This is a genomic window from Mesorhizobium sp. (assembly GCF_005063415.1).
Taxonomy (GTDB): Bacteria; Pseudomonadota; Alphaproteobacteria; order Rhizobiales; family Rhizobiaceae; genus Mesorhizobium.
Window position 1 is genome coordinate 1 of record NZ_SUEG01000078.1, and the last position, 26072, is coordinate 26072.

At 62.2% G+C, this 26072-nt stretch carries 34 protein-coding genes and 2 pseudogenes; 25 read left to right on the forward strand and 11 right to left on the reverse strand.

Annotation, left to right across the window (positions count from 1 at the left end):
• The 5 genes and pseudogenes from E5W70_RS19860 to E5W70_RS19880 form a co-directional block, all read left to right on the forward strand.
• A pseudogene (locus tag E5W70_RS19860) lies at positions 1-276 on the forward strand (ABC transporter ATP-binding protein); the annotation flags it as partial.
• A 98-nt stretch (positions 277-374) separates the two neighbouring features.
• Entirely contained in the window at positions 375-764 is a 390-nt protein-coding gene (locus E5W70_RS19865; protein ID WP_292661246.1) for a nuclear transport factor 2 family protein, read from the forward strand.
• Between the two features lie 213 nt (positions 765-977).
• Positions 978-1151 carry a hypothetical protein gene (locus E5W70_RS19870; RefSeq protein WP_292661248.1) on the forward strand — a complete coding sequence of 58 codons (174 nt, stop codon included), beginning with the start codon at positions 978-980 and terminating at the stop codon, positions 1149-1151.
• A gap of 128 nt (positions 1152-1279) precedes the next feature.
• Complete coding sequence (locus tag E5W70_RS19875) at positions 1280-1708, forward strand: glyoxalase/bleomycin resistance/extradiol dioxygenase family protein (RefSeq protein ID WP_292661253.1); 429 nt, start codon at positions 1280-1282, stop codon at positions 1706-1708.
• A gap of 78 nt (positions 1709-1786) precedes the next feature.
• Complete coding sequence (locus E5W70_RS19880; RefSeq protein ID WP_292661254.1) at positions 1787-2140, forward strand: DUF1428 domain-containing protein; 354 nt, start codon at positions 1787-1789, stop codon at positions 2138-2140.
• On the opposite strand, the gene E5W70_RS19885 is transcribed toward E5W70_RS19880, so the two are convergent.
• Together E5W70_RS19885 and E5W70_RS19890 are read right to left on the reverse strand one after the other, a co-directional pair.
• Positions 2127-3782 carry a tetratricopeptide repeat-containing sulfotransferase family protein gene (locus tag E5W70_RS19885; protein WP_292661256.1) on the reverse strand — a complete coding sequence of 552 codons (1656 nt, stop codon included), beginning with the start codon at positions 3780-3782 and terminating at the stop codon, positions 2127-2129. The two genes, E5W70_RS19880 and E5W70_RS19885, sit on opposite strands and share 14 nt — an antisense overlap.
• A gap of 183 nt (positions 3783-3965) precedes the next feature.
• Complete coding sequence (locus tag E5W70_RS19890) at positions 3966-4232, reverse strand: DUF1488 domain-containing protein (RefSeq protein WP_292661259.1); 267 nt, start codon at positions 4230-4232, stop codon at positions 3966-3968.
• 558 nt (positions 4233-4790) lie between these two features.
• Here E5W70_RS19890 and E5W70_RS19895 point away from each other — a divergent pair.
• Genes E5W70_RS19895 through E5W70_RS19910 form a run of 4 tightly spaced genes read left to right on the forward strand, consistent with a single transcriptional unit; the run spans position 4791 to position 5734 of the window.
• Positions 4791-5057 carry a hypothetical protein gene (locus E5W70_RS19895; protein WP_292661261.1) on the forward strand — a complete coding sequence of 89 codons (267 nt, stop codon included), beginning with the start codon at positions 4791-4793 and terminating at the stop codon, positions 5055-5057.
• Positions 5054-5299 carry a hypothetical protein gene (locus E5W70_RS19900; protein ID WP_292661264.1) on the forward strand — a complete coding sequence of 82 codons (246 nt, stop codon included), beginning with the start codon at positions 5054-5056 and terminating at the stop codon, positions 5297-5299. The genes E5W70_RS19895 and E5W70_RS19900 overlap by 4 nt, the downstream gene beginning before the upstream one ends.
• A 38-nt stretch (positions 5300-5337) precedes the next feature.
• Positions 5338-5475: a hypothetical protein gene (locus E5W70_RS19905; protein ID WP_023719175.1), complete on the forward strand. Its 138-nt coding sequence runs from the start codon at positions 5338-5340 to the stop codon at positions 5473-5475.
• Positions 5476-5509: 34 nt separating this feature from the next.
• Positions 5510-5734 carry a hypothetical protein gene (locus E5W70_RS19910; protein WP_292661267.1) on the forward strand — a complete coding sequence of 75 codons (225 nt, stop codon included), beginning with the start codon at positions 5510-5512 and terminating at the stop codon, positions 5732-5734.
• A gap of 10 nt (positions 5735-5744) precedes the next feature.
• Here the strand turns inward: E5W70_RS19910 and E5W70_RS19915 are convergent, their stop codons facing one another.
• A complete protein-coding gene (locus E5W70_RS19915) occupies positions 5745-6146 on the reverse strand; it encodes a Kazal-type serine protease inhibitor (RefSeq protein ID WP_292661270.1) in 402 nt (133 codons plus the stop codon).
• Between the two features lie 490 nt (positions 6147-6636).
• Here E5W70_RS19915 and E5W70_RS19920 point away from each other — a divergent pair, with 490 nt between their 5' ends.
• The 3 genes from E5W70_RS19920 to E5W70_RS19930 all read left to right on the forward strand — a co-directional run bounded on the left by E5W70_RS19920 (position 6637) and on the right by E5W70_RS19930 (position 7893).
• Positions 6637-6849 carry a cold-shock protein gene (locus E5W70_RS19920; RefSeq protein ID WP_006202520.1) on the forward strand — a complete coding sequence of 71 codons (213 nt, stop codon included), beginning with the start codon at positions 6637-6639 and terminating at the stop codon, positions 6847-6849.
• A gap of 228 nt (positions 6850-7077) precedes the next feature.
• Positions 7078-7290, forward strand: coding sequence for a cold-shock protein (locus tag E5W70_RS19925; RefSeq protein WP_006202521.1), 213 nt, complete (start codon positions 7078-7080; stop codon positions 7288-7290).
• 192 nt (positions 7291-7482) lie between these two features.
• Positions 7483-7893 (forward strand): BA14K family protein, encoded by a 411-nt coding sequence (locus E5W70_RS19930; RefSeq protein WP_292661272.1) that lies wholly within the window; start codon positions 7483-7485, stop codon positions 7891-7893.
• Between the two features lie 78 nt (positions 7894-7971).
• Here the strand turns inward: E5W70_RS19930 and E5W70_RS19935 are convergent, their stop codons facing one another.
• The 3 genes from E5W70_RS19935 to E5W70_RS19945 form a co-directional block, all read right to left on the reverse strand.
• Positions 7972-8613 carry an MBL fold metallo-hydrolase gene (locus E5W70_RS19935; protein ID WP_292661275.1) on the reverse strand — a complete coding sequence of 214 codons (642 nt, stop codon included), beginning with the start codon at positions 8611-8613 and terminating at the stop codon, positions 7972-7974.
• A 177-nt stretch (positions 8614-8790) separates the two neighbouring features.
• A complete protein-coding gene (locus E5W70_RS19940) occupies positions 8791-9102 on the reverse strand; it encodes a hypothetical protein (protein WP_292661278.1) in 312 nt (103 codons plus the stop codon).
• Between the two features lie 145 nt (positions 9103-9247).
• Positions 9248-10141: a branched-chain amino acid aminotransferase gene (locus tag E5W70_RS19945; RefSeq protein ID WP_292661281.1), complete on the reverse strand. Its 894-nt coding sequence runs from the start codon at positions 10139-10141 to the stop codon at positions 9248-9250.
• Positions 10142-10390: 249 nt separating this feature from the next.
• Here E5W70_RS19945 and E5W70_RS19950 point away from each other — a divergent pair, with 249 nt between their 5' ends.
• The 4 genes from E5W70_RS19950 (at position 10391) to E5W70_RS19965 (ending at position 14320) form a co-directional block, all read left to right on the forward strand.
• Positions 10391-10918 carry a MarR family transcriptional regulator gene (locus tag E5W70_RS19950; RefSeq protein WP_023719182.1) on the forward strand — a complete coding sequence of 176 codons (528 nt, stop codon included), beginning with the start codon at positions 10391-10393 and terminating at the stop codon, positions 10916-10918.
• Complete coding sequence (locus tag E5W70_RS19955) at positions 10905-11624, forward strand: response regulator transcription factor (protein WP_023678415.1); 720 nt, start codon at positions 10905-10907, stop codon at positions 11622-11624. The genes E5W70_RS19950 and E5W70_RS19955 overlap by 14 nt, the downstream gene beginning before the upstream one ends.
• Before the next feature lie 51 nt (positions 11625-11675).
• Positions 11676-13091, forward strand: a complete 1416-nt coding sequence (locus E5W70_RS19960) for an ATP-binding protein (protein WP_023678416.1) — start codon at positions 11676-11678, stop codon at positions 13089-13091.
• A 206-nt stretch (positions 13092-13297) separates the two neighbouring features.
• A complete protein-coding gene (locus tag E5W70_RS19965; protein WP_292661286.1) occupies positions 13298-14320 on the forward strand; it encodes a glycosyltransferase family 1 protein in 1023 nt (340 codons plus the stop codon).
• A gap of 12 nt (positions 14321-14332) precedes the next feature.
• Here the strand turns inward: E5W70_RS19965 and E5W70_RS19970 are convergent, their stop codons facing one another.
• From E5W70_RS19970 to E5W70_RS19980, 3 genes are all read right to left on the reverse strand, one after another.
• Positions 14333-14692 carry a tRNA-binding protein gene (locus E5W70_RS19970; RefSeq protein WP_292661289.1) on the reverse strand — a complete coding sequence of 120 codons (360 nt, stop codon included), beginning with the start codon at positions 14690-14692 and terminating at the stop codon, positions 14333-14335.
• A 6-nt stretch (positions 14693-14698) separates the two neighbouring features.
• Positions 14699-15199, reverse strand: coding sequence for a YbjN domain-containing protein (locus E5W70_RS19975; protein ID WP_023678420.1), 501 nt, complete (start codon positions 15197-15199; stop codon positions 14699-14701).
• A gap of 330 nt (positions 15200-15529) precedes the next feature.
• A complete protein-coding gene (locus E5W70_RS19980; RefSeq protein WP_292661320.1) occupies positions 15530-15832 on the reverse strand; it encodes an accessory factor UbiK family protein in 303 nt (100 codons plus the stop codon).
• 130 nt (positions 15833-15962) lie between these two features.
• Between E5W70_RS19980 and lgt the strand changes: the two genes are divergently transcribed.
• The 6 genes from lgt to E5W70_RS20010 all read left to right on the forward strand — a co-directional run bounded on the left by lgt (position 15963) and on the right by E5W70_RS20010 (position 21864).
• Positions 15963-16814, forward strand: a complete 852-nt coding sequence (gene lgt / locus E5W70_RS19985; RefSeq protein ID WP_292661293.1) for a prolipoprotein diacylglyceryl transferase — start codon at positions 15963-15965, stop codon at positions 16812-16814.
• Positions 16811-17899 carry a class I SAM-dependent methyltransferase gene (locus E5W70_RS19990; RefSeq protein ID WP_292661297.1) on the forward strand — a complete coding sequence of 363 codons (1089 nt, stop codon included), beginning with the start codon at positions 16811-16813 and terminating at the stop codon, positions 17897-17899. Before lgt ends, E5W70_RS19990 begins: the two co-directional genes overlap by 4 nt.
• 164 nt (positions 17900-18063) lie before the next feature.
• Complete coding sequence (gene pgeF, locus E5W70_RS19995) at positions 18064-18852, forward strand: peptidoglycan editing factor PgeF (RefSeq protein WP_292661300.1); 789 nt, start codon at positions 18064-18066, stop codon at positions 18850-18852.
• On the forward strand, positions 18852-20003 hold the full coding sequence (locus E5W70_RS20000) for a Xaa-Pro peptidase family protein (protein WP_292661303.1): 1152 nt from the start codon (positions 18852-18854) through the stop codon (positions 20001-20003). Before pgeF ends, E5W70_RS20000 begins: the two co-directional genes overlap by 1 nt.
• A 52-nt stretch (positions 20004-20055) precedes the next feature.
• Positions 20056-20676 carry a hypothetical protein gene (locus E5W70_RS20005; RefSeq protein ID WP_292661305.1) on the forward strand — a complete coding sequence of 207 codons (621 nt, stop codon included), beginning with the start codon at positions 20056-20058 and terminating at the stop codon, positions 20674-20676.
• Positions 20677-20928: 252 nt separating this feature from the next.
• A complete protein-coding gene (locus E5W70_RS20010) occupies positions 20929-21864 on the forward strand; it encodes a ribose-phosphate pyrophosphokinase (protein WP_254819191.1) in 936 nt (311 codons plus the stop codon).
• 92 nt (positions 21865-21956) lie between these two features.
• On the opposite strand, the gene E5W70_RS20015 is transcribed toward E5W70_RS20010, so the two are convergent.
• The gene (locus E5W70_RS20015; protein WP_292661310.1) at positions 21957-22838 is read right to left on the reverse strand and encodes a helix-turn-helix transcriptional regulator; all 882 of its coding nucleotides are present in this window, start codon (positions 22836-22838) and stop codon (positions 21957-21959) included.
• 129 nt (positions 22839-22967) lie between these two features.
• Here E5W70_RS20015 and E5W70_RS20020 point away from each other — a divergent pair, with 129 nt between their 5' ends.
• Together E5W70_RS20020 and E5W70_RS20025 are read left to right on the forward strand one after the other, a co-directional pair.
• Positions 22968-24212, forward strand: a complete 1245-nt coding sequence (locus tag E5W70_RS20020) for an MFS transporter (protein ID WP_292661312.1) — start codon at positions 22968-22970, stop codon at positions 24210-24212.
• A gap of 195 nt (positions 24213-24407) precedes the next feature.
• Complete coding sequence (locus E5W70_RS20025; protein ID WP_292661315.1) at positions 24408-25157, forward strand: SDR family oxidoreductase; 750 nt, start codon at positions 24408-24410, stop codon at positions 25155-25157.
• Between the two features lie 59 nt (positions 25158-25216).
• On the opposite strand, the pseudogene E5W70_RS20030 reads toward E5W70_RS20025, so the two are convergent.
• A pseudogene (locus E5W70_RS20030) lies at positions 25217-25303 on the reverse strand (alpha/beta hydrolase); the annotation flags it as partial.
• A gap of 223 nt (positions 25304-25526) precedes the next feature.
• Between E5W70_RS20030 and E5W70_RS20035 the strand changes: the two are divergent.
• On the forward strand, positions 25527-26072 hold a 546-nt coding region (locus tag E5W70_RS20035; protein ID WP_292661317.1), incomplete at its 3' end, for a 50S ribosomal protein L25/general stress protein Ctc.

Sequence of the window (26072 nt, forward strand, 5' to 3'; positions counted from 1 at the left end):
GGCGGACAGAAGGCGCGGCTGATGATGCTGGCGCTCAGGCTCGCCAATCCCAATTTCTATTTGCTCGACGAGCCGACCAACCACCTCGATATCGATGGCCAGGAGGCGCTGGAAGCGGAATTGCTGGAACATCAGGCGAGCTGCCTGCTTGCCTCGCACGACCGCTCCTTCATCCGCGCGGTTGGCAACCGCTTCTGGCTGATCGGGAAACGGCGGCTGACCGAGATCGACAGCCCGGAAGGGTTCTTCCGGGAGGTTGCCGAGGCAGGCGGTTGACGATTTTGCCCGATGAATGGCGAGCGGCTCGGCACACTTTCCCGCTCGCCGGAAAAGGCGCATCCTGAGGTCTCGCAAACCGAGGGAGGAAACCGGTCATGCGTGGCGCGGACGTCGTCAAGAACCTGTATGATGCCTATGCAAAACGTGACATCGAGGGCGCGCTGGTCGACTGCGCCGATGATGTCGTCTTTCGCTGGATCGCCGATCCGGTGCAGTCGCGCTATGCCGGAGTGGCCCGCGGCAAGCAGGAGTTCCTTGCCCGGCTTGTGGCGCTGGACAGCGATTTCGAATACCGGCGCTTCATACCGGTCGAGATCATCGACGGCGGCGACAAGGTTGCTGCGCAGGTCGAGATCCATTTGACGAGCCGAACCACCGGTGACGAGTTTGTCCTGCGCACCGCCGATTTCTGGACGGTACGCGACGGCAAAATCATCGAACTGGTGGAATATTACGACACCGCTCTGGCCGCATCTGTCATCTGAGTCCAGTCCGTCGGACGGCACGCAGCTCAGCTTCCGGTTGGATGTGCGCTGACTTGGCGGTCGTCGCTCGATTCCCGGCAGGTGAGAAACGCCGTCTTCGACTGAATCCGGCCTTGCGGAAAAAAATTCCGGCGCCCTGTCGGATGATGATCGCATGCCACGTCCTTGGGACGCCGACACGGTGATGCCGGCGCCAATCGAGGAGAAAGCATCATGTCTATTCTGTCATCCATAGGTCACGCCGTGACGCGTTACTCGGCGGCTCGCGCCCGTTATCGCAGCGAACGCGCCATCCTTTCATTGCCGATCGAGCTGCGCAAAGATATTGGCTGGCCGGAAATCATCGTCGACGCGCAAAACAGCCCGCGGATTCGCATCGAAGGTTGAAAGGTGGCAGTTGGCCGTCGCGGCAGACGCCATTTCGAATCCAAAAAACCATCGGCCGTGTAGGATCGTCGCCGTTTCGCTCGTCCTGTGGTTCGCAAAGGCAAACCAAACGCAAAGAGGAGCATGACATGAATGACCAGCCGCAGACCCAGCCCGCCGCCAAAGTGCTTGGCGGATTGACGCCCTACCTTCAGCTGGACGGCGCTTTCAAAGCCGCAGAATTTTACCAAAAGGCCTTCGGTGCCGAGCAGGTCTTTGCCTATCCGCCGGACGAACAGGGCCGCACCATGCATATCCATCTCCACGTCAACGGTTCGACCCTGATGCTTTCCGACTTCTATGCCGAGCATGGAATGGCCGCTGTGAAGCCGCAGGGCTACACCATGCAGCTCCATCTCGGCAGCGACGACATCGACGCCTGGTGGAAGCGGGCCATCGAGGCAGGCTGCGAGGAAGTCGTGCCGTTGCAGGTGATGTTCTGGGGCGACCGCTGGGGCAATATGCGTGATCCGTTCGGCGTCGAATGGGCAATGAACGCACCGGTGAAAGCAGCTTAGCATCCCACGCAGGCTGTGTCTGAAATCACCTCTCCCCGCTCTAGAGAGAGAGGAAAACAATCGCATGGAGGAAGACAGATGTCGTATGTCGACGGTTTCGTACTTGCCGTGCCGAAAGCAAAGCTCGATGCCTACAAGAAGCTGGCGGAAACCGCCGGCGCCGTCTGGAAGGAGCACGGTGCTCTTGCCTATGTCGAATGCGTCGGCGACGACGTCCCTTATGGCGAGCTCACCTCGTTCCCGCGCGCCGTACAGGCCAAGGACGACGAGGTCGTCATCTTCTCATGGGTGGTCTACGAATCGCGCCAGAGCCGCGACGCGGTGATGGCCAAGGTGATGGCCGACCCGCGGCTCAAGTCGGACTGGGAGACCATGCCGTTCGACGGCAAGCGCATGATCTTTGGCGGTTTTCAGCCCTTCATCGAGCTGTAGGCGACCCTCGATCAAGTTTATCGAGCAGCGGCTTCAGCCGGTCGCCATAGCGCTTCCACAGATCGACCGAGCCCTGATACATCGGCTGGCGCACCTGCGCGGCGGACGCCGTGCGCACCGGCCGGTCGGTCTGGTGGAACGACAGCACGGCGTCATCCCATGGCAGGCCGAGATGGGCGATCAGCGCCCGTGACTGGCCTTCCTGGTCGGCGACGAAATCCTCGTAGCGAACGTCGTGCACGACTCCAGGCAGCACGGCGTGCCAGTGCGCCATGATATCGGTGTAGAGATTGTGGAAATCGGCGAGCTCGTCGAGATCGTAGCCGTAGCGATGGCTGTCGCCGCGGAAGTGCACCTTGTAGATCGACAGGCAGGTCGCCGCCGCATCGCGCGCGCAATGGATGATCTTGGCCTTCGGCAGCATCATGTGGATGAAGCCGACCAAGAGGAAATTGCCGGGCATCTTGTCGGTGACGTGCCGAAAACCCGGATAGCGGGCGTGCAGCATGTCGAGATAGGCCTGGCCCGCCTCGGCATAGGCCTTGTCGGGCATGTCGGCGATGCCCCAGGGAAAGCCGCCCTTCATGCTGAGCGGAAACTGCTTGCCGACCGCCGTCTTCAATATGCTGAGCTCGCCGGCGCCATAGACCTGCGGATGGCTGGCGATGATCTGCTCGACCAGCGTGGTGCCGGAACGCGGCATGCCGACAACGAAGATCGGCGCATCGTCGGCGATCCCGCTCGGCCTGTGCCTTTCAAAAAAGGCCTTGTCGAGCACCGCCTTCATCGCCTCGAACTCGCCGCGCGTCTTGCCGGCGTCGTAGTCGATGCCCTGGCGGCGGATCGCGTTGCCTTCGGCGAAATAGTCGAAGGCGCGGCCATACTCCCTGAGGTCGTCATTGGCCTTGCCGAGACCGAAGGAAAGCTGCATGCGCGCCAGGCTGCCTTGCGGCGCCTTGGCGTGTTCCGCCTCCATGCGGGCAAGCTCGGCGTCGCGCTCCTTCTGGCGCTTGACCTGGGTGAGCATCAGCCAGGCCCTGGCCATGCCGGGGTCCACCGCCAGCGCCTGCCTGAAAAGATCCGCAGCCTCGTCGAGATTGCCCTTTTCCATCAGCCCGACGCCCAAGCCGTGCAAAAGATCGGCATCCTTCGGCCGGATCGTCAGTGCCTCGCGAAAAACAGACAGTGCCTCATCCAGCCGGCCCGCTTCCTGCAGCGTTTCGGCAAGCCCGACGCGGGCGCGGACATGGAACGGGTTGCGGCCGATCGTGCCGCGATAAATATCTTCGGCGCCTTCGAATTGGCCGAGCTGCTTCAGCGACGAGCCGAGATTGTCACGCGCCGCCAACTGGTCCGGCCGAATCGCCACCACCTTGCGGAAGAGATCGGCGGCGGCCGCTACCCGGCCGAGGTCGCGCAGCACGGTGCCGAGATTGTTGAGGAAATCGGGATTGCTCGGCTGCAGACGCACCGATTGTTCGATCAGCGCCAGCCCCTCGGCGCTGCGCCCGGTCTGGTGCAGCAGAAGCCCGAGAAAATGCGCAGCAGCCGGATGGTTGGCCTTTTGCGCCAGCACCTGTCGGTAAAGCGCCTCGGCTTCCTGCCGGCGCCCCGCCTGGTGCAACTGTAGCGCCTGCTGCACGTGCTGGTCGAGCCCCAGCGGCGGCTGTCCGCCTGAGCCGTAACGTGCGCCTGCCGGTTGTCTCGGATCTCTGTTGATGGGAAACCTGCCGTGTTGTCTGCCTGCCGCGATCTAGGCCATCGCTGCGGCGCGTGCAAGGGCAGACGGCGGGCGCTACGAAGCAAACCTTCGAACTCGGGGAGCCTACCGAAAGTCGGCCGGCGTCAGCACATACACGTTCTTGCGGCCGTGCGAGTAGGCTTGGCGGGCAATCTCGTAGATCGACGAACGCTTGGCGTCGAAGGCGCTGAGAAATTCGGCCTCGGCTCCGCTTGCAGCCGGGTTTGCCGCCGAAAGTGCCGCAACCTCGACAAAGAATGGGACTTCGAGCATGCCGTCATGGCCGACGAAACGAATGCGCTTGGCCGTCGCGTCATAGGAGCGGCTGGGGTTGGGAAAATTGAGCGTCATGGTTGCGCGTCAAATCAGGCGGTTGCTTTCGGCAAGCTGGCGCGCCCGCCGCGCTGTTCCGTCAGTGTCGGCAATCCTTCGCCTCGCCGCCTCGTCGCTTCTTATAGTGAGGCGCGGCGACAAGACCTTTATCGGCTTGGTCACGGGACTGACTGCAACTGTCGGGACATCAGGTGTTCTTGCGAAATTCATCACTCACATCCTTTCATACCTGGATAAATACAAATGCCGGAGGAATTTTTCCGGAAGTTCTTCCAACGATCTTTGAGGTGCACCAGGATCGTATCATCGTTCTGCAGATAACTATAGAAAAGTAATTTTACGTTGGTAGGGGTAAGAGGCCGAAAACTTCTTGAATAAGCCGTATTTTCAGACTAATGGTATGAAACCGTTTTGGGTCATGCTTGGCCCCGCGGCGTCAGGGTTCTCGGCCCGCCAAACTTATCCAAATCGCCGACACCTGGTACCGCAATGCAGGCTCCGCTTCCGGGGCAGGCCGGAAAGAAACTTCAAGGCACGAGAACTTCAAGGCACAAGCGAGAACTTCGAGGCACAAGAATGTCTGCTCGCACCACCCATTCCATCGCGCATTTCGCGGCACCTTTCGTGCTTGGCGGGCTGGATGGCGTGCAGCCGGCCGGCGACTATGACATCGACCACGACGAGGAACTGATCGACGGCGTGTCGTGGCCTGCCTGGCGTCGCGTCGCCACTTTCATCCATCTGCCGGCAAGGACGGTGAAAAGCCCGACCAGCCAGCTTGTCGCCATTAACCATGCCGAGCTCGACGCAGCGCTTCAGCACGACCAGGAGAACGCCACATGATCCGCTTCCAGCAGAGTGCGCGGCGCACGGACACGCCGGCGCATATCTTCACCGTCGGCCAGACCGTCCGCATGAAGAGCCGCACCGGCCTTGCCCAAAAGACCGCGGAGCTGTTCCAGATCAAGAGCCGGTTGCCGGTCAAGGACGGCTCGCCGCAATATCGCATCCGCAGCGAGCTGGAGACCTATGAGCGGGTCACCACGGAAGACAATCTCGAACCGGTCGACAACCCGGCCAGTTGAGCCGAAAGCAATCCGCAACTCGCATAAGGGATCAGAAAATGGCCAAGGGTCAACAGCGCAGCAATCGCGAGACACGCAAGCCCAAGAAGGACAAGGTGGCGGCAAAACCGGCCTCGCCCTTCGGCTCGGCGGTCAAGCAGGCGGAGACCGCTGTGAAACCCAAGTCCAAAGGCTAGGTTCGATCGCACGACAATCTGCCTGGAGGCGTGCTTGAACTTCGTCATCGAGTTCTACCGCTCGCGCGATGCCGACGAAGCGATACTCGATCGAGTGTCGCTGGAGGCACCGAACCTGCGCGCCGCCCTGCAAGGCGCCGCCACGCTGCTTCACACGCTGATGATGCCGCAGATCCCCGATCGCCTGCGCATCTCCAACGAGGACGGCGCCGAGCTCTACGTCGGCCCCGCCGATGGTGCCTATCCGGACGAACAGTGAGGCCGGTGCGCTAGCAAGGCCCGTCATCGACGACGCGATAATCCGCAGCGCGGGCCTCGCATTCGTTGGCGAATGTGCGCAGTTCGCCATGGCGACGGGCGCAGACCGGGCGGTACTCGCGGGTGCAGAATGTCTGCTCCTCACCGCCACCACCACCGCCGCGGCACTCGCCCTCGCGAATGATGCGGTATCCGGCCCGTTCGGCAAGGCAGGCATTGGCGAAGGTCTGGCGGTCGCCGCCGCGCCGGGCACAGACCGGGTCATATTGCCTAGTGCAGAATTGCGGCCCCGGCCGTGGCGGGCGCGGCCCCGGCCCCTCATCATCCACCACGACGGTGCAAGCTGCGAGAATTGCCGACAGGAACAGGATGGAAAAGCCCTGCCGCGAAAAGATTGCCGCAAGAAGCCGCATGACTGTTCCCTCCCTCGAAACTCCTGCCTGCACAAACGGTGCCTGCGTCCGGCCGATCCTCGTCATTCCGCTGCCAAATGCAACCCCTGTTTGCAACTGGCGAACCAAGGCCTTACGCCGGCGCAAAGCCAAAACAGCACCTGCCCCGCTTGCTGGACCATGCCTGGGTGGCGCCTGGCCGATGACCGCGCGGACAACCGGGGCTATCGGTGCGATGCGTCGGGATGCGCCTGTTGGGCCGCCCGCGGCTCTATCTTGCAAGCATCACGTTTCCGTGCGATAAATTTTGTGTTCGGGCATTTGCGACCCGGAGAGCGGAACGTTTTGGACGACCTTTCCCCGATACTGTGAATCTCTGACAGCCCCGTTTTCGGCGGGGGGTTTTACCATGCGCCAATGCATGACTGCCGAAGCAACCACCGGGACTTGCCCACGGCGCCAGGCGGCGGGCGGAACCACCAAGACTGACACGGGTGAAGGAGTTTCCCCAATGGCCCAGACCGGCACCGTTAAATTCTTCAACGCGACCAAAGGCTTCGGCTTCATCACGCCCGATGGCGGCGCCAAGGATGTGTTCGTCCACATCTCGGCGATCGAGGCTTCCGGGCTGCGGACGCTCGTCGACGGTCAGAAGGTCACCTTCGATGTCGAGCCCGACCGTATGGGCAAGGGTCCAAAAGCGGTCAATCTCCGCGCTGCCTGAACCACAGCGTGCCCCGCGTCCTTTCGGGGTGTGAGGATGCTGCAAGGCTTTTGGAGTGAACTTGAATTCTGTAAAGGCGCGGCGGTCTTCGTCGCGCCTTTTGTGTTCCGGGATGCTTGCAGGCGCTCGCAAAACTTTCTCTTGCCGATGACACTAAAATAAAGGACAAATTTCCGTCCGGGCATTTGCCGGCCCGAGACTGGACTTGTGGGATCAAAGGAGCTTCCCATGCCGCAGACCGGCACCGTCAAATTCTTCAATCACGCCAAGGGCTTCGGCTTCATCACGCCGGACGACGGGGCAAAGGATGTCTTCGTCCATATTTCGGCCGTGCAGGCGTCGGGTCTTCCCGGTCTTGAGGATGGGCAGAAAGTGACATTCGACACCGAGCCGGACAAGCGCGGCAAGGGTCCGAAAGCCGTCAACCTGTCGATCGGCTGAACCGGCCCTGGACAGAATGGACGTGGGCCGGTCTGGCCTGCGGTGTTTGCCGCACGCTTGAACCGCCCAGTTAGATGAACCGCCCGCTCAAATTTCGTTCAGCCCCCGTTCAGCCACGGTCGCATATTAATCTTCGTTAAAGCCGGACCGCATCCCCCGAAAACGACCCGGGCCGGCACGAAGGAGACCGACATGAACCGAATTTTCAAGACTGCCATCCTGTCCGCCGCGGTCGTTGCGACCACGCTTGCGACCTTGCCCGCGGCCAGTGCCGACGAATGGCGCCATCACCGCCGTCACCACGGCCACGGCGACGCCGTTGCGGCCGGCGTGCTCGGCCTTGCGGCAGGTGCCCTGATCGGCGGTGCGCTCGCCAGTCCGCAGCCCCGCTATTACGACCCGGCCTATGATGATGAATACTACAGGCCTGCCCCGGTGCGCCGTTATTACGTACAGCCGCGAGTGGCCTATGCCGAAAGCTATGCGGAGCCCTGGACCCGCGGCTGGTACGAATACTGCTCGGACCGCTACCGGAGCTTCAACTCGCGTACCGGCACGTTCACCGGCTATGACGGCGAACAGCATTTCTGCACCGCCAATTAACGAAGGCAGTTTCCTGCCAGAAAACCGGAAAAAAGCGCGGTCGCAAAGGCCGCGCTTTTTTGTTTCCGGCAAGCGGTTTCAGATCAGGAACGGATTGCTCCGCCGCTCCTCACCAAAACGCCCGCCGGGACCATGGCCGCAGATGAAGCCGATGTCGTCGCCCAACGGCAAAAGCTTCTCCTTGATCGAGGCGATCAGCGCGGTGTGGTCGCCGCCCGGCAGATCGGTGCGGCCGACCGAACCGCGAAACAGCACGTCGCCGACATGGGCGAACTTCGCGGCCCGGTTATAGTAGACGACGTGGCCGGGTGCGTGGCCTGGACAATGGAGCACCTCGAACACGTGTGAGCCGAACGAAACGGTCTCGCCTTCGGCAAGGAACCGGTCGGGGACACAGTTGCGCACGGGATCGGTGATGCCATAGCGCTTTGCCTGGGTCTCGAGATTGGCGAGCAGCGGCCGGTCGGCGGCATGCGGGCCGATGATCTCGATACCGAGCGCCTCCTTCAGTTCCATGGCCCCGCCGGCATGGTCGATATGGCCATGCGTAATCCAGATCGCGCCGGGAGTGATCGCATTGTCCTCGAGCGCCGCCAGCACCTTGTCGATGTCGCCGCCCGGATCGACGACAACGCCTTGTCTGTCGTCCATGTCGAAGAGGATGGTGCAGTTCTGCTGGAACGGCGTGACCGGCACGATGCTGGCGTTGAGCTGACCCATATTCGTCCTTTCACGCTGTCGGAGCGCTGCGCGTCCCCTCGAACGCATCAGGAAAGCTCTAACCTTGAACCAGGCCCTGATGTAGAGACACACGCGAACGGCGTCCACCGCTCCCACAAACGGCAAACGAAATGGGCGGCCGAAGCCGCCCATTTGAAAAGCCTGAAACGTCGAAGCTTATTTCTTCATCGCGTTCATGACCGCACCGATGATGCCGGTCAGGATGGCGCCGCCGCCGGCACCGCCAACGATGTTTGGAATGTTCAACGCGCTGCCGGCCCCTACCGCCGTGGCGGCTGCTGCCGGATCGACCGCGCCACCCAGCAGACTGTTGAGGATGGCCGCACCGCCGACGCCGCCGACAGCGCCGCCCAGGATTTTGGTAAGCTGCCCCATCGCCGCCGTCTTGATAGCCGCACCCACCGCCTGACCACCGATGATACCCGTAATCACCTGAATAATGATCGGAAGAAGCGTGTTCATATCCATATTTCCAGTCCCTCCATAGCTGCCAGCCTCCCGGGCCGACGCCATCATGAGACGCCGAATTGAATGAAAGTCAAATGCGCAAAGGCTTAAATAAAAGGGGCGGCCCGAAAACCGCCCTTACTAATTAAAAAAGCTGTGACTTTCGTTATTCTGCAGCAATCGCGTGCTTGGGTTGAACGGCCGCAGAATAGTCGTTCATCAGCGTCTTGGCGATTTCGCCGACCTCGAATCGGTACGGACCGATCTCCGAAACCGGCGTCACCTCGGCTGCCGTCCCGGTGAGGAAGCACTGCTGGAAGCCTTCAAGCTCTTCCGGCATGATGGCGCGCTCGATCACCTCCAAACCGCGGTCCTTGGCAAGGCCGATGACCGTGCGGCGGGTGATGCCGTCGAGGAAGCAATCGGGCTTGGGCGTATGGATCTTGCCGTCCTTGACGAAGAAGATGTTGGCGCCTGTCGCTTCCGCCACCTGGCCACGCCAGTCGAGCATCATGGCGTCGGCATAGCCCTTGGCCTCGGCGGCATGCTTGGACATGGTGCAGATCATGTAGAGGCCGGCCGCCTTCGATTTCGACGGTGCGGTGCGCGGGTCGGGGCGGCGCCATTCGGCCATGTCGAGGCGGATGCCCTTGAGCTTCTGCGCCGGGTCGAAATAGCTCGGCCACTGCCAGATGGCGATGGCGCAGTTGATCCGGCTGTTCTGTGCGGAAACGCCCATCTGTTCGCTGCCGCGCCACGCGATCGGCCTGACATAGGCGTCCTGGAAACCTTGCTTCTTCAACAGCGTGCGGCAGGCGTCGTCGATCTCGGCGACCGAGTAGGGTATCTTGAAGCCAAGCAGGCGCGCCGATTCATGCAGGCGTTCGGTGTGGTCGGTCAGCTTGAAAATTTCGCCGCCATAGGCGCGCTCGCCCTCGAACACCGCGCTGGCGTAGTGCAGCCCGTGGGTCAAGACGTGGATCTTGGCGTCGGCCCATTTGACGAACTCGCCGTTCATCCAGATAAAGCCGTCCAGTTGGTCGAAGGGAACGGATGCCATGGTAACCTCCCGCGGGCGGCAGCCCGCACATCATTGTGTCGTTGCGTGTTTCGCCTTGGCCGCTGCGGGCGGCCATTGTCTCAAAGCGTAGGCGGATATTTAAGGTCTGGCAAACTCAGGAAGTTCCGGAAAAAACGGCTTCGCTTGCCTTTTCGTTCGCAATCCGCCGAAAAGCTTGCCAAAAATTACCATCGCGCGGAAAATACGTCAATAGTGCTGACATAATTTCCTGCTTCGCACGGAGAAAAGATGACGAGCCACGCAGCCGCAGAGCCGATCAGGACGGCGATCACCGACGAGGACGGCATCGATTTTGCCATCATCGAGTTGTTCTTCTTCGCCTATCGCGACTTTACCTCCGATCCGGACCAGATCCTGGCCGATTACGGTTTTGGCCGCGCCCATCATCGGGTGCTGCATTTCGTCAATCGCCGGCCCGGGCTGACGGTCGCCGAACTCCTCGACGTGCTCAAGATCACCAAGCAGAGCCTGGCGCGCGTGCTCAAGCAATTGATCGACACCGACCATATCGTGCAATTGCAGGGCCCTCGCGACCGCCGCCAGCGCGAACTCTACCCGACGGCCAAGGGCCGTGCGCTGGCGCTGGCACTGGCGCGGCCACAGTCGCGCCGCATCCATGCTGCATTGGAAGATTCCGGAGCCACCGAACGCGCCGTCATCGAACGGTTCCTTGAAGCGATGGTCAATCCGGAACTAAGGGCGCAGATCGACATTGTGCCCGCAAAGATGTCAGGGAAAAGCCATGGAGACCATTGAGAGGGTTGATCATCCGACAGCACCGGAAGACGACGCGCCACATCTGCTGGTGGTCGACGACGACACCCGAATCCGCAATCTTCTGAAACAATATCTGACCGAAAACGGCTTTCGCGTCACCGTTGCCGGAAATTCCGGCGAGGCGCGGCGCAAGCTCGCCGGCCTCGATTTCGATCTGATCGTGCTCGACGTCATGATGCCGGGTGAAAGCGGCGTCGATCTCACCAAGGCGCTGCGAGCAGAAAAAAACGTGCCGATCCTGATGCTCACCGCACTGTCCGAAACCGACAGCCGGATCACCGGGCTCGAGGCGGGCGCCGACGACTATCTGCCAAAACCGTTCGACCCGCGCGAGCTGATCCTGCGCATCAACAATATCCTGCGCCGCGGCGGCCCCGCGACGACGCCCAAGGTCGAACAGCTGGTCTTCGGCCCCTATACGTTCCAGATCGCCAGGCGTGAGCTGAAGCGCGGCGGCGAGGCGCTCAAGCTGACGGACCGCGAGCAGGAAATCCTGGCGATCTTCGCTGCGCGCGCCGGCGAGACGATACCGCGGCATGAGCTTGTCGGCGACGAGTCCGAGGTCGGCGAGCGCACGATCGATGTCCAGATCAACCGGCTGCGCCGCAAGATCGAACGCGATCCGTCCAATCCGGTCTGGCTGCAGACTGTGCGCGGTATTGGGTATCGGCTCAGCGTGGAATAGAATGCCGCCGACAGCGGTCCTTTGCCGGGCCGCCGGTGAGCGAAAAGACGAATGGCGACCACGCAACTCGAACGGCCGGGAGATGGCGGCTTGAGCGCTCGCGCGACGCGGGCGCTCAAGGCCGTGCCGCGCGCTTGGAACCGTTTCTGGCGCCTGGTGTCGCTTTACATGCCGAAGCGGCTCTATGCCCGCTCGCTTATCATCGTCATCGCGCCGATGATCATGCTGCAGTCGGTCGTCGCCTTCGTCTTCATGGAGCGCCACTGGCAGACCGTGACGCAGCGCCTGTCGCAGGCCACGGTGCGCGACATCGCCGCCATCATCGACCTGATAGAGACTTATCCGCACGATGCCGACTATGCCAACGTCATCCGCATCGCCCAGGATCGCATGCAGTTGAAGGTCGACCTCCTACCGCCCGACCCGCTGCCGCCACCCGGGCCAAAGCCGTTCTTCTCGATCCTTGACGAGATCCTTTCGTCCGAGATCACCCGCCAGATCAACCGTCCGTTCTGGATCGATACGGTCGGCAATTCCAATATCGTCGAGGTCCGCGTCCAACTTGAGAACAAGGTGCTGCGGGTCTTCGTGCGCCGCAGCCAGGCCTATGCGTCGAACACCCATATTTTTCTGATCTGGATGGTCGGCACCTCACTGGTGCTGCTGATGATTGCCATTCCTTTCCTGCGCAACCAGATCCGGCCGATTCTAACGCTGGCCGAGGCGGCCGAGAGCTTCGGCAAAGGCCGGCCGATGCCGCGCGATTTTCGCCCGCGCGGCGCCGAGGAAGTCCGCCGCGCCGGCTTTGCCTTCATCCAGATGCGCGAACGCATCGAACGCCAGCTCGAGCAGCGCACGGCCATGCTGAGCGGCGTCAGCCACGATCTGAGGACCATCCTCACCCGCTTCAAGCTGCAATTGGCACTGGCCGGGACCAAGGCGGCCGACACCCAGGCACTCGACCAGGACATCGACGACATGCAGTCGATGCTGGAAGGCTATCTTGCCTTTGCACGCGGCGAAGCGTCGGAAGACGCCGGTCAGTTCGATCTCGAAGCCTTCTTCGATAAGCTTCGCGAGGAAGCCGCGCTGCGCAAGCGCAAGCTATCGACCGTGCTTGTCGGCGATCCGCACGTCCATGTGCGCCCCAATGCCTTTGCCCGGCTGCTGTCCAACGTCGTCGGCAATGCATTCCGCTATGCCAAGACGGTGGAGATCAATGCCAATCATGGTCGCGGTTCGCTGCTCGTCACCATCGACGATGACGGTCCGGGCATTCCGCCCGAAAAGCGGGAGGATGTATTCAAGCCTTTCGTGCGGTTGGACGAGGCCCGCAACCTCGACGCCAGCGGCACCGGCCTTGGCCTCTCCATCGCACGCGATATTGCACGCAGCCATGGCGGCGACATCGTCCTTGAGCGCAGCCCGCTCGGCGGCCTGCGGGCGGTGATCAAGGTTCCGGCTTGACGGCAGCGAGACCCGGCCGTTCATCGGCCCGTCATGAAACCATGGTGAAGAGCGCCAATGAAGCGCGCGATCATGATTGATTCGGCCCTGCGGCCTCATTTCGACCCCGCGCCTGCCCGGGTGCGCTGGTGCGACGCCAGAGCTGCGGCGGGGTCGCCGCTCAGGCGTCGCGGCGAGGCAATCAAGCTCTCCGCCAAGGGACCGCCATGCGCATCCTGATGGTCACCGACGCCTGGCGCCCGCAAGTCAACGGCGTCGTCCACACGCTGGAGCGCCTCTCGGAGACCCTGAAATCCTTCGATGTCGAGACGGACTTCCTGACGCCGAACATCTTTCGCACCCTGCCGCTGCCGACCTATCCGGACATCAGGCTGGCGCTGACGACGCCGCACCGCGTGGCGCAGCTGATCGAGGCACGCAAGGTGGACCACATCCATATCGTCACCGAAGGACCGCTCGGCATTATGGCCCGGCGCTACTGCCGCAACGCCGGCCGCCCGTTCACGACCAGCTATCACACACGTTTTCCGGAATATCTGAGCGCGCGCCTGCCGGTGCCTGAAGCATGGGCCTATCGCTGGCTGCGCGATTTCCACAATTCAGGACAGGGCACGCTGGTCGCCACCCAGTCGCTCGCCGACGATCTTGCGGCGCGCGGCTTCACCAAGCTCCGGCCATGGACGCGCGGCGTCGACACAGATCATTTTCGACCGGATAAAAGAAAGGACCTGGGATTTCCCGGACCGATCTTCCTCTGCGTCGGCCGCGTCGCGATCGAAAAGAACCTGCCGGCCTTTCTCGACCTCGACCTGCCCGGCAGCAAGGTGGTCGTAGGCGAAGGGCCGGAATTGGCGAAGCTCAAGGCCAGATATCCCGATGCCCATTTCCTCGGCCATCGCCCGAACGACGAACTGGCCGAGATCTACGCCTCGGCCGATGCTTTCGTCTTCCCCAGCCGCACCGACACATTCGGCAACGTCATCATCGAGGCGCTGGCCAGCGGCACGCCGGTCGCAGCCTATCCCGTCACCGGACCGATCGATATTGTGGGTGACGGCATCGGCGGCGCGGTATCAGACGACCTGCGGCAAGCAGCGCTCGCCGCCCTTCACGTCGACCGCGCCGAGGCGCGGCAACGTGCTATGCGCTACAGCTGGAAGGCCTGCGCGGAAATGTTCATGGAAACGGTCGAAGAGGCGCTGGGTACCACGCGTAAACTGGCTGCCTGAGCAACAGCGCAGTTAGAACAGCCTGCCGCCGTCCGGCACCTTGCGCTCGATCGCACCAAGGACGACGGCGCCCTCTTCATCGGGAAAGCCGAGCGTCAGCACTTCCGACATGAATGGCCCGATCTGACGCGGCGGGAAATTGACCACAGCGAACACCTGCCGGCCGATTAGGGTTTCGGGCGTATAGTATTTCGTGATCTGGGCCGAGGATTTCTTCACCCCGATCACGGGACCGAAATCGATTTTCAACTTGATCGCCGGCTTGCGCGCCTCGGGAAAAGGCTCGGCCTCGACGATCGTGCCGGCGCGGATGTCGACGCGGTCGAAATCGGCAAAGCTGATCTCGGGTTTTCGCGCGTTGCTCAAACTCATCGACTGTCAGGCATTTCCGTAGGTTTCGAACAGCACGCCGGCCAACGCATCCTTGGCCGAAGTCCCCGACCAGACGACGAACTGGAACGCCTGGAAATAGCATTCGCAGGCCTCCAGCGCCGACGACAGCAGCACCTCGACCTGCTGGCTCGACGGCTCGACCCCACCGGCCAGCAGCAGCGACTGGCGGAACATGATGGCGCCTTCCTGCTCCCAGAGATCGAAATGGCCAAACAGCATCTGTTCGTTGATCAGCGAAAGCAGCCGCATCACCTCGAGCGCGCGCGCCTCAGGCACCTTGATGTCGAAGGCGCAGGCCAGGTGCAGCGCCTCGTAGTCCTCCATCCAGGAGAATGAAACGTGGTAGTCGGTCCAGCTTCCGGCAACCGAAATCGAGATCTCGTCGTCGCCGGCCCGCTCGAAGGACCAGTCGTTGTTGTGCGCCACCTGCTCGATAACATCCACCGGATGGATTTCGCGGGAGAATTCGAGTTCGAGAAGTTCCATGAAATGCTTCCTGTCGTTCTGGGAGCGCCACCACACGCTCCGCGGGAGAGGCACACTCGAACAATTCTGCCTAGAACTCGGACGGCCAGGACTTCGTCAACGCAAAGACCCCGGACCGGACCCCACCGCCCGGCGCATGACCCTGCTCCGAATCATGCAACAAATTCAGTCTATTGATCGGGAGTCGCGTGACCAGCCCAATTTTTCGCACTGCGTCATTCGCATGTGGAAAGGCGCTGTCACAAAGATCCACGCAGTACCGGTAAGCGATTCACGACAAAGCGCTTTTTGCGATCCGGCTTTGTGGAAAAGTTTACGATTTATTTCTTATTATTTTTTTGCACGCGGCTTTGCCGCAGCCGCAGGCGCTACTTGGCCGGTCAATTCGGCAAGCCTGGCCTCGAGCGCCTCGATGCGAGCGGCGAGGCGGGTGTTTTCTTCCCTGGCCTTCGCCGCCATGTCGCGAGCGGCCTCGAATTCCTCGCGCTGCACCACGTCCATGGAGTTGAGTATGCGCTCGGCCTGGACCCTGAAGGCAGTCTCCACCTCGCGCCGCACGCCTTGCGCGGCACCGGCTGCGTCAGTCATCAGCTTGGCGAATTCATCGAGAATGCGGTTCGGTCCGGTCGCCATGGCAAATCCTCGCTTGGTCGAATTGACGTAGTGGCGCACGATGCGGAATGCAAGCATACGCTTGCCTTGACCCTGCCAAAACCCTGCCGCATGGTCCGCGCCCGAACCTGATCGGAACCGGGAGACCCTGTTGAGCGAATATTTGCTGCCGCTGGCTGCCCTGCCCTTCCCCAACATCGATCCGGTCATCGTCCGGATCGGACCGCTGGCGGTGCATTGGTACGGCGTCGGCTACATCGTCGGCATTCTGTTCGCCTGGTGGTATGCCAAGCGCCTCGTGACCAACCCAAAACTGTGGCCCGACGGCACCCTGCCGATGAAGCCCGTCGACCTCGACGACTTCATCGTCTGGGCAGCCATCGGTGTGGTGCTCGGCGGACGCACCGGCTACGTGCTGTTCTACGACCTGCCGCGCTACATTGCCAATCCGCTAGATATCGTCGCCGTCTGGCAGGGCGGGATGTCGTTTCATGGCGGCCTGCTCGGCGTCATTCTCGCAATGACGCTGTTTTCCCGGTCTCGCGGCATCCGCACATGGTCGCTGTTCGACGTGGTTGCCGCCGGCGTGCCGGTGGGGCTTGGCCTCGTTCGCCTGGCAAACTTCATCAATTCCGAACTATGGGGCCGGCCTGCCGACGTTCCATGGGCATTCGAATTCCCCAACGGCGGCCCATTTGCACGCCATCCGAGCCAGATCTACGAGGCGCTCCTCGAAGGGCTGGTGTTGTTCCTTGTCCTGCGCTTCCTCACCCATTCGCGGCTCAAGCTGAAGACGCCCCGTTTCGTCGGCGGGGCCTTCATCGCCGGCTATGGCGCCTCGCGCATCTTCGTCGAATTCTTTCGCGAGCCCGACCAGCAGCTTGGCTACCTCCTTGGCACGAGCTGGCTGACCATGGGAATGGTGCTGTCACTGCCGATGGTGCTGGCCGGCATCTGGGCGATGGCTACAGCCAAGCCGGTGACAAAACCGCAGCCGGCGTGACGCGGCTGAAGACCCGCATCGCCGAGCTGATCGGTGCGGTGGGACCGATCCCCATCAGCGAATATATGGCGCTCTGCCTGTTCGATCCGCAGGACGGCTATTATACGACACGCGAGCCGTTTGGCGCCGCCGGCGACTTCGTCACCGCGCCGGAGATCAGCCAGATATTTGGCGAGCTGGTCGCCATCTGGCTCTACCAGGCGTGGTTGGCGATCGGCCGGCCGACGCCGGTCGCCATCGCCGAAATAGGCCCCGGCCGCGGCACGCTGATGAGAGATATGCTGCGCACGCTTTCGCGGCTCGATCGGACGCTTACCGCCAGCGCATCGTTCGCCTTGATCGAGACCAGTCCGCGGTTGACCGAAGTCCAGAAACGGACGCTTGCCGGGACGTCGGCCACCATCGCCTGGCATGAGGCCGTCGACACACTACCGCAGGGGCCGCTTCTGATTGTTGGTAACGAGCTGTTTGACGCGGTGCCCATCCGCCAGTTCGTCCGCGCTGGAGCCGGCTGGCGCGAACGGATGATCGGTCTCGACAATGCGAACCGGCTGCGCTTTTTCGTCGGCGCCGGCTCGCTCGACCCGATGCTGCTGCCGGAGGGTGCCGAGAATGCGCCGCAAGGTGCGATCGTCGAGGTGGCGCCAGCCCGCGCCGCCCTGATGGCGGCCATCGCCGGGCGACTTGCCGGATTTGGCGGCGCCGGCCTGTTTCTCGACTACGGTCACCTCCAGCCCGGGATCGGCGACACCTTGCAGGCCTTGCGCAAGCACGGTCATGAGGACGTGCTGGCCAATCCGGGGCAGGCCGATCTCACCGCCCATGTCGATTTCGCTGCCCTCGCGGCAACCGTTCGGGCACACGGCCTCGATGCCCACCTCTCCACGCAAGGTGAATTCCTGCTCAAGATGGGGCTTCTCGAACGGGCAGGCCGGCTCGGCGCCAATGCCGATGAGGCAGCTCGCGAACAGATCGCGGCCGACGTCGAGCGCGTCGCCGGCCCGCAAGCCATGGGCGAACTCTTCAAGGTGCTTGCCGTCCTCCCCGCCGGCATTGCCGTTCCGCCGTTTCCAAGCACGGATTGACTTTTCGCTGCCGCATCTCCCACTCTCCCATCTCCGACTAGCGCCCGACATCAACTGCGCCAGCCTTCAACTTACCAACTGCGCCCGTCTTCAACTCACCCGTCTTCAACTCGCCCGTCTTCAACTCGCTTGACGAAATCGCCCATACGGACAACAAAGCCGCCATGCTGAATCAGACCAAACCGGATCCCGTTCGGTCGCCCTTGCTGGAAACGGCGCAAGGCATCCGCCACGGCTACTTCACACGCGTTGGGGGCATTTCCAGCGGCATCTACCGGGGCCTCAACATCGGCACCGGCTCGAACGACGACCAGACGCTGGTGCGCGAGAATCGCCGCCGGGTCGCCGAATGGATGGGCGTGCCTGCAAACCATCTGCTGACCGCTCACCAGGTTCATTCGCCGGACGTCGCCATTGCCAGGGAGCCTTTTGCCGGCGAGCGGCCCAAGGCTGACGCCATTGTCACCGACCGGCCGGGCATTGCCGTCGGCGCCTCGACCGCCGATTGCGGACCGGTCCTCTTCGCCGACGCCGAGGCGCGCATTATCGGCGCCGCCCATGCCGGCTGGAAAGGCGCTTTCACCGGCGTGCTGGAAAACACCGTCGCGGCAATGGAGAGCCTCGGCGCCAGGCGTGACCGCATCGTCGCAGTGCTCGGTCCTTCCATCGGCCCACAGAATTACGAGGTCGGACCGGAATTTGTCGCCCGCTTCGTCGACGCCGATGCTGGCAATACCCGCTATTTCGCGCCCTCCGCAAATGCCGGACATGCGATGTTCGATCTCAACCGCTACACGGTCGACCGGCTGACCAAGGCTGGCGTCAGCGCCGAAGGGCTTGGCCGCTGCACCTATGCCGAGGAAGAGCTTTTCTACTCCTATCGGCGCAGCACGCATCGCAACGAGCCCGACTACGGGCGGCAGGTTTCGGCAATCGTTTTGGAGACTGACTGATGGCGCTGCATTTCGAACGCTCGGAATTCGACGCGCGGCGCGATCGACTGATGATCGAGATCGCCGAAAAGAAGCTCGACGCCGTCCTGCTGTTTGCCCAGGAAAGCATGTATTGGCTAACCGGCTACGACACGTTCGGCTTCTGCTTTTTCCAGTGCCTGGTGGTCAAGGCCGACGGCTCGATGGTGCTGCTGACGCGTTCGGCCGACTTGCGCCAGGCGCGCCACACCTCGATCATCGACAACATCGTTTTGTGGACGGACCGCAACGGCGCCAATCCGGCGGTCGACCTGCGCAATCTGCTCAACGAACTCGACCTGCTCGGCGCCCGCATCGGCGTAGAATACGACACCCACGGCCTGACGGCCTATAATGGCCGGCGCCTCGACGAGCAGTTGCAGACCTTCGGGCAGATCGCGGATGCCTCCGGCATTGTCAGCCGGCTGCGGCTGTTCAAGAGCCCGGCAGAAATCGCCAAGGCGGAAAAAGCCGCAAATCTGGCCGACGACGCGCTGGACGCAGCACTGCCGCTGATCAAGCAGGGCGGCGATGAGGCGCTGATCCTGCCCGCAATGCAAGGTGCGATCTTTGCCGGCGGCGGCGATTATCCGGCCAACGAGTTCATCATCGGCTCCGGCATCGACGCCCTGCTTTGCCGCTACAAGGCCGGTCGCCGCAAGCTCACCAAGAACGACCAGCTGACACTCGAATGGGCCGGTGTCTTCCATCACTACCATGCGGCAATGATGCGCACGGTGTTGACCGGCAAGGTATCGAAACGCCACCAGGAATTGTTCGATGCCGCCCGCGCCGCGCTACTTGCAGTCGAGAAGGCGATGACACCCGGTAACACTTTCGGCGACGTGTTCGACGCCCATGCCCGCACGCTCGAAGCCCACAATTTGACCAAGCACCGGCTCAATGCCTGCGGCTATTCGCTCGGCGCCCGCTTCACCCCGTCCTGGATGGATATGCCGATGTTCTATCAGGGTAATCCCGAACCGATTGCGCCGAACATGACGCTGTTCGCCCATATGATCATCATGGACTCCGAAACCGAAACGGCGATGACCCTTGGCCGCACCTACCTGACGACCGAATCCCAGCCGAAGCCCTTGTCCCGCCATGATCTCGACTTGATCGTGCAGTGAATCCATAATGGAAAGAGTGAGGGGCGTTCGTCGCCAAGGAGTTTTCAGGCTAATGAGACGATCGCATGTGACGACCGTGTCATTGCTCGTGGCGCTGGCACTGGCGGCTTGCACCAATGCGAAGGACGTTCTCGAACCCTCGGCCATCGCCCCGCAATCGACGCAATCGCTCTCCGGAGCCGGAGGTGCCGCAACGCCCCCGTCAACTCCGGCGCAGCCTGCCGGCACCGCGCAGACTGCAGATACAGCGCAGCCTTCCGCTGCAGCAGCCGTGCCGCCCGCCAAAAGCGCGGCTGCCATTGCGCGGACCCGGCTGCAGGTGGCGCCGATCGTCGGCGCCTCGGTAGAAGCCGCGACACCACTGACCGCCGAGCTTCAGACACGCGCCAGGCAGCGCGGCATCACCTTGGCCGGCAGCACCGACCAGACCCCAACGCATGTGCTCAAGGGCTATTTCTCGACCATGACGGAAGGCAAGGACACCACCGTCATCTACGTCTGGGACATCTATGACCCGGCCGGCAACCGGCTGCATCGCATCAATGGCCAGCAGAAGGCGCCCTCCGTCGGCGGCGGTGAGGGCTGGGCGGCGGTTGCGCCGGCGACGATGCAGGCCATTGCCGACCAGACAATCGACCAGTTCGCCACCTGGCTTGGCGGCGGCGCCGGCTGACCTGGAGCATGATTCCGAAAAGTGGAATCCGGTTTTCGGAAAGATCATGCTCAAACCACAAAGATAGCGCCAGCTCGATTCCGCCGGCATGGAACCGGCTCTATCGCCGCATGCTCAAGCCGTAAGCGTTTATTGAGATTAGCCGGCGGATTCCCATTCACGACGCTTGCAATACCGGCGCGGGCCGCTAAAAGCCCGACTAAGAGGCTGGAGTGCTATCGGAGTCTCTCAATCCTTCGCCAGGAACGGTGCATGAAGCTCTTCGCGGGCAATTCCAACAGGGTGCTGGCCGAATCAGTCGCCCGCTACCTCAACATTCCGCTGGGCAAGGCCAGCGTCAGGCGCTTCGCCGACCAGGAAATCTTCGTCGAGATCCAGGAGAACGTGCGCGGCGAGGACGTCTTCATCCTGCAATCCACCTCGTTCCCGACCAACGATCATCTGATGGAACTGCTCATCATGATCGACGCCTTCATGCGCTCCTCGGCCAAGCGCATCACTGCGGTTATTCCTTATTTCGGCTATGCCAGGCAGGACCGCCGCGCCTCCGGCCGCACACCGATCTCGGCCAAGCTGGTCGCCAACATGATCACCAGGGCGGGCGTCGACCGGGTGCTGACCCTGGATCTCCATGCCGGCCAGATTCAAGGCTTCTTCGACATCCCGACCGACAATCTGTTTTCCGTGCCGGTCATGGCCCGCGACGTAAAGGCAAAATACAAGCAGCTTGCCAATGTCATGGTGGTGTCGCCGGATGTCGGCGGCGTGGTCCGCGCCCGCGCGCTCGCCAAGCGCATCGATGCCCAGCTTGCCATCGTGGACAAGCGCCGCGAGCGCCCCGGCGAATCGGAAGTCATGAACGTCATCGGTGACGTGCGCGGCAAGGATTGCCTGTTGATCGACGACATCATCGATTCGGGCGGCACGCTGTGCAATGCCGCCGATGCGCTGCTTGCCGACGGCGCCACCAGTGTCACCGCCTATACTACCCATGGCGTTTTGTCTGGCGGCGCCATCGCCCGCATCGGCGCCTCGAAACTGCAGGAACTGGTCATCACCGATTCCATCCAGCCGACCCAGGCAGTGCTGGACGCCGCCAATATCCGCGTCATCTCCATCGCCGAACTGATGGGCGAGGCGATCTCGCGCACGGCGACCGAGGAATCGGTGTCGAGCCTGTTCGATTAACGCTTGTCGCGCAAAACTGTGCCGCGGTTTTGCGACAACGACATCCATAAAACAAGAATGCGTCGCATGAGGCCGGTCGAACGCGACGCGCTTTAGGGCTGCGACTCAGGCCGAGCCGGGCCGCTTATCCGCCGCACACCTTCACCAGCATCACGGCCGCCGCGCATATAACCGCGTGGCGAGGCTCCCAGCATGCGCTTGAACATGGTGATGAAGGCCGGCACGCTGTCATAGCCGAGATCGAGCGCCACCCTTGTGATCGGTTCGCCGTCGGCCAGCCGCGGCAGCGCGGCGAACAGGCAGGCCTGCTGGCGCCAGGTCGACAGCGACAATCCAGTCTGGCGGTGGAACGCGCGGGTGAAAGAGCGGCGGCTCATGCCGACGATAGCGGCCCATTCATCGATCGTCGCATGCGGTGACGGTGCCGAGACGAAGCGCCGGCACAGCGCTGCCAGCCTTGCGTCGGACGGGAACGGCAGTCCGAGTGGCCGTTCCGGCAGGTTCGGGATTTCGTGCAGCAGGAGCTTCATGATCAGCCCACCCCGCCCCTCCAGCTCGGCGCCCTGCGGCAGCTTTTCCGATTCCACGATCAGGCTGTGCATCAGGTCAGTGATGCCGACGACACGCAACCCGTCCGGCAGGCCGGGAATGGCCTCCGGCATCACATAGACGGACCGCATGCTGACGTCGCCCAGCATCTCGACCGAATGTTCGGTGCCGGCGGGGATCCACATCGCGTGGTCGGGGGGCACCATCCAGCGCCCATGCCGCGTCGTTACCAACACGACACCGACCAGCGCGTGCAGCAACTGGCTGCGGCTGTGATGGTGCCGTGGCACATGGTAGCCGTCCGGATATTCGGTCGGCAGCGCCACTGCCGGCCCTACGGCCTGCTCCAGCCATTGCCAGCGACGCTCATGCAACAGCCCGAGATCGGTGTCGCCCGCTCTGAACATTTCCCTGCCATGCGGCATCAGCTATGGCCCACTTGCGAAACTATTGGACCAAACCACGAAAGAAGTCGCGTGACAAGCAACGTATAAGGCAGCCGGCCCATAAGACCGCCTGCGGGAGCGCCCGCCAAAAAGACCACGGAGCCTGCCTTGACCGACACCACAGCAACCGCCGACGCCAAGCCGGCAGCGGCCAGCCACATTTCAGCTCAGGCGACGGCCTTCACCGTCATCCTGGCGGTGAGCTTCTGCCACTGCATCAACGACATCATGCAGTCGTTGCTGTCGGCGACCTATCCGCTGCTGAAGGACAATTACGGTCTCGATTTCTGGCAGATCGGCCTTTTGACTTTCACCTTCCAGGTGACGGCATCCCTACTGCAGCCTGTGATCGGTATGATCACCGACAAGCGGCCGATGCCCTATTCGCTGCCCTACGGCATGGCGTCCTCGTTGATCGGGCTGGTCGTGCTGGCCTATGCCGGACATTACTCGCTGCTCCTCATCGGCGCCTCGCTGATCGGCATCGGCTCGGCGATCTTCCACCCGGAATCCTCGCGCATCGCGCGCTTCGCCTCCGGCGGCAGGTTCGGTCTGGCACAGTCGCTGTTCCAGGTCGGCGGCAATTTCGGCCAGGCGATGGGGCCGCTGCTGGCAGCCTTCATCGTCGTGCCCTTCGGCCAGACCAGCATCGCGTGGTTTGCCGGCGGCTCGTTGATCGGCATCATCGTGCTGTGGCAGGTCGGTGGCTGGTACAGCCGCCTGCGCGCCGCACAGGCCACCCGTAAGGCGGCAAGCTTCGTCTCGCCCTTCCCGCGCCGCAGGGTGATGAGTGCACTGCTGGTGCTGACGCTGCTGGTACTGACCAAGAACGCCTATATTTCCAGCCTTGCCAGCTACTACACCTTCTATTCCATCCACAAATTCGGCGTTTCGGTGCAGATGTCGCAAGTCATGCTGTTCCTGTTCCTCGGCGCCTCGGCCCTGGGAATCCTGCTCGGCGGTCCGTTCGGCGACCGCTACGGACAGAAGGCGATGATCTGGTTCTCGATCGTCGGCGTGCTGCCCTTCACCCTGGCCTTGCCCTACGCCAATTTCGAGTGGACGATGGTGCTGACCGTGCTGATCGGCCTGATCTTGTCCTCGGCCTTCTCGAACATCGTCGTCTTCGCCCAGGTCCTGGTGCCCGGCCGGGTCGGCATGATCGCCGGCATCTTCTTCGGCTTCGCCTTCGGCATGGGCGGCATCGCGGCCGCCGTGCTTGGCGTCGTCGCCGACATGAAAGGCATCGATTTCGTCTTCCAGGTCTGCTCGTATTTGCCGCTACTCGGGCTACTGACGGTCCTCCTGCCTAACATGAAGGAAGCGAGGAAGGTGGAGGCGGCGGCCAGCTAAAAATCAGTTCATCTTTCGGAATTGATACGAGGGCGCGGCAGTTGCCGCGCCCTCGATGATTCCTTCACCATACGCCGGGTGAAAAGCCTGTTAGAGAGGGTCACCCCTGAAGGTAAAATTTTGGTCAGCAACGCCTTCAAGTTGAACATACCGGGCTCAGCCCTGATGCTCCGCGCCAGGAAAGGCAATTCGCTTATGTCTAGACTAAAAGGCAAGGTCGCATTGATTACCGGCGGTACCAGCGGCATCGGCCTGGTGACGGCGCGACGTTTCATCGAGGAAGGTGCGCGCGTCGCTATCACCGGAACCAATGCGAGCCGTCTCGAGGAGGCGCGCACCATCCTCGGCAGTGATGTGCTTGTCATTGCCGCCGACGCCGGAGATGCTGCTGCCCAGAACGACATAGCGCGGCGGATCGAGGAAACCTTCGGCAAGCTCGACGCTCTCTTCCTCAATGCCGGTATCGCCGACCTGCGCCCGCTTGGCGACTGGACCGAGGCCGCGTTTGACAGGAGCATCGATGTCGACCTCAAGGGGCCGTACTTCCTGGTCAAAGCGCTCGTTCCGCTGTTTTCGAACCCGTCGTCGATCATCCTCAGCGGCTCGGTCAACGCACATATGGGAATGGCTGGAACGCACGTCTATGCGCTGGCCAAGGCCGGCATGATTTCGCTCGCCCGGACGCTCTCGGGCGAACTGATAGAACGCGGTATTCGCGCCAATGTGATCAGCCCGGGTCCGATCGACACGCCGCTCAACGACAAACTTGGGCTGGACCCGGAAGCGGCGAAGGCGCGCGCGAAAGCTGTGGTCGGCCTGGTGCCTGCCCGTCGTTTCGGAACCGCCGAGGAAATTGCCAACGCAGTGGTCTTTCTTGCTTCGGACGAATGCCCGTTCATGGTCGGTGCGGAAATGCTGATCGATGGCGGCTTGAGCATCGCCTGACATCGGCACGACCTGACACAAGAACACCCGGGTGCTTTTTTGTTACGTTCTGAAAGGCCTTATGCCCTGAAGAAGGCCAGCAGGTCGGCGTTGATGACATCGGCATGGGTGGTCGCCATGCCATGGGGGAAACCCTTGTAGACCTTGCCTGCCATGACTTGCACCCCGCTCCGCCTTCCGCTATAGAGCCGCCACCCGCGTAGACACCCTTGGAGGCAACGCGGCGGAAGGCCGCCTTCCCGCATGATCCCGAAAAGTGGATTCCGGTTTTCGGACCAGGTCATGCGTTAGCTATGTCGGCTTTCGACGTTTACGGCCCCGGCACGTTGCCGGCCGCGAACGCTCCAGAACAACGCGAAAGGAAATGCCATGAGCCACGATACTTACGAGCTCAAGGCCGAAGCGCGCGAACAGGTCGGTAAGGGGTCCGCCCGTGCAGTTCGCCGCAACGGTAAAGTGCCTGCAGTGATTTACGGCGACAAGCAGCCTCCCCTGGCGATTGCGCTGACCTACAAGGACATCTACTACAAGATCCATGGCGGCGGGTTTCTGACCACGGTCGCCACGATCGATGTCGACGGCAACAAGATCCAGGTTCTGCCCAAGGACTTCCAGCTCGACCCGGTCAAGGATTTCCCGGTCCATGTCGATTTCCTGCGCATCGGCAAGGACACCGAAGTCAATGTCGATGTGCCCGTGCACTTCATCAATGAAGACAAGTCACCCGGCATTAAGCGCGGCGGCGTGCTCAACATCGTGCGCCACGAGGTCGAGTTCCACTGCCCGGCCAATGCGATCCCGGATTTCATCACCATCGATCTCACCGGTACCGATATCGGCGATTCGATCCACATTTCGGCCGTCACCTTGCCGATGCGCAGGAAATCGACATGGACCGGGAAATCCTTGACCGGG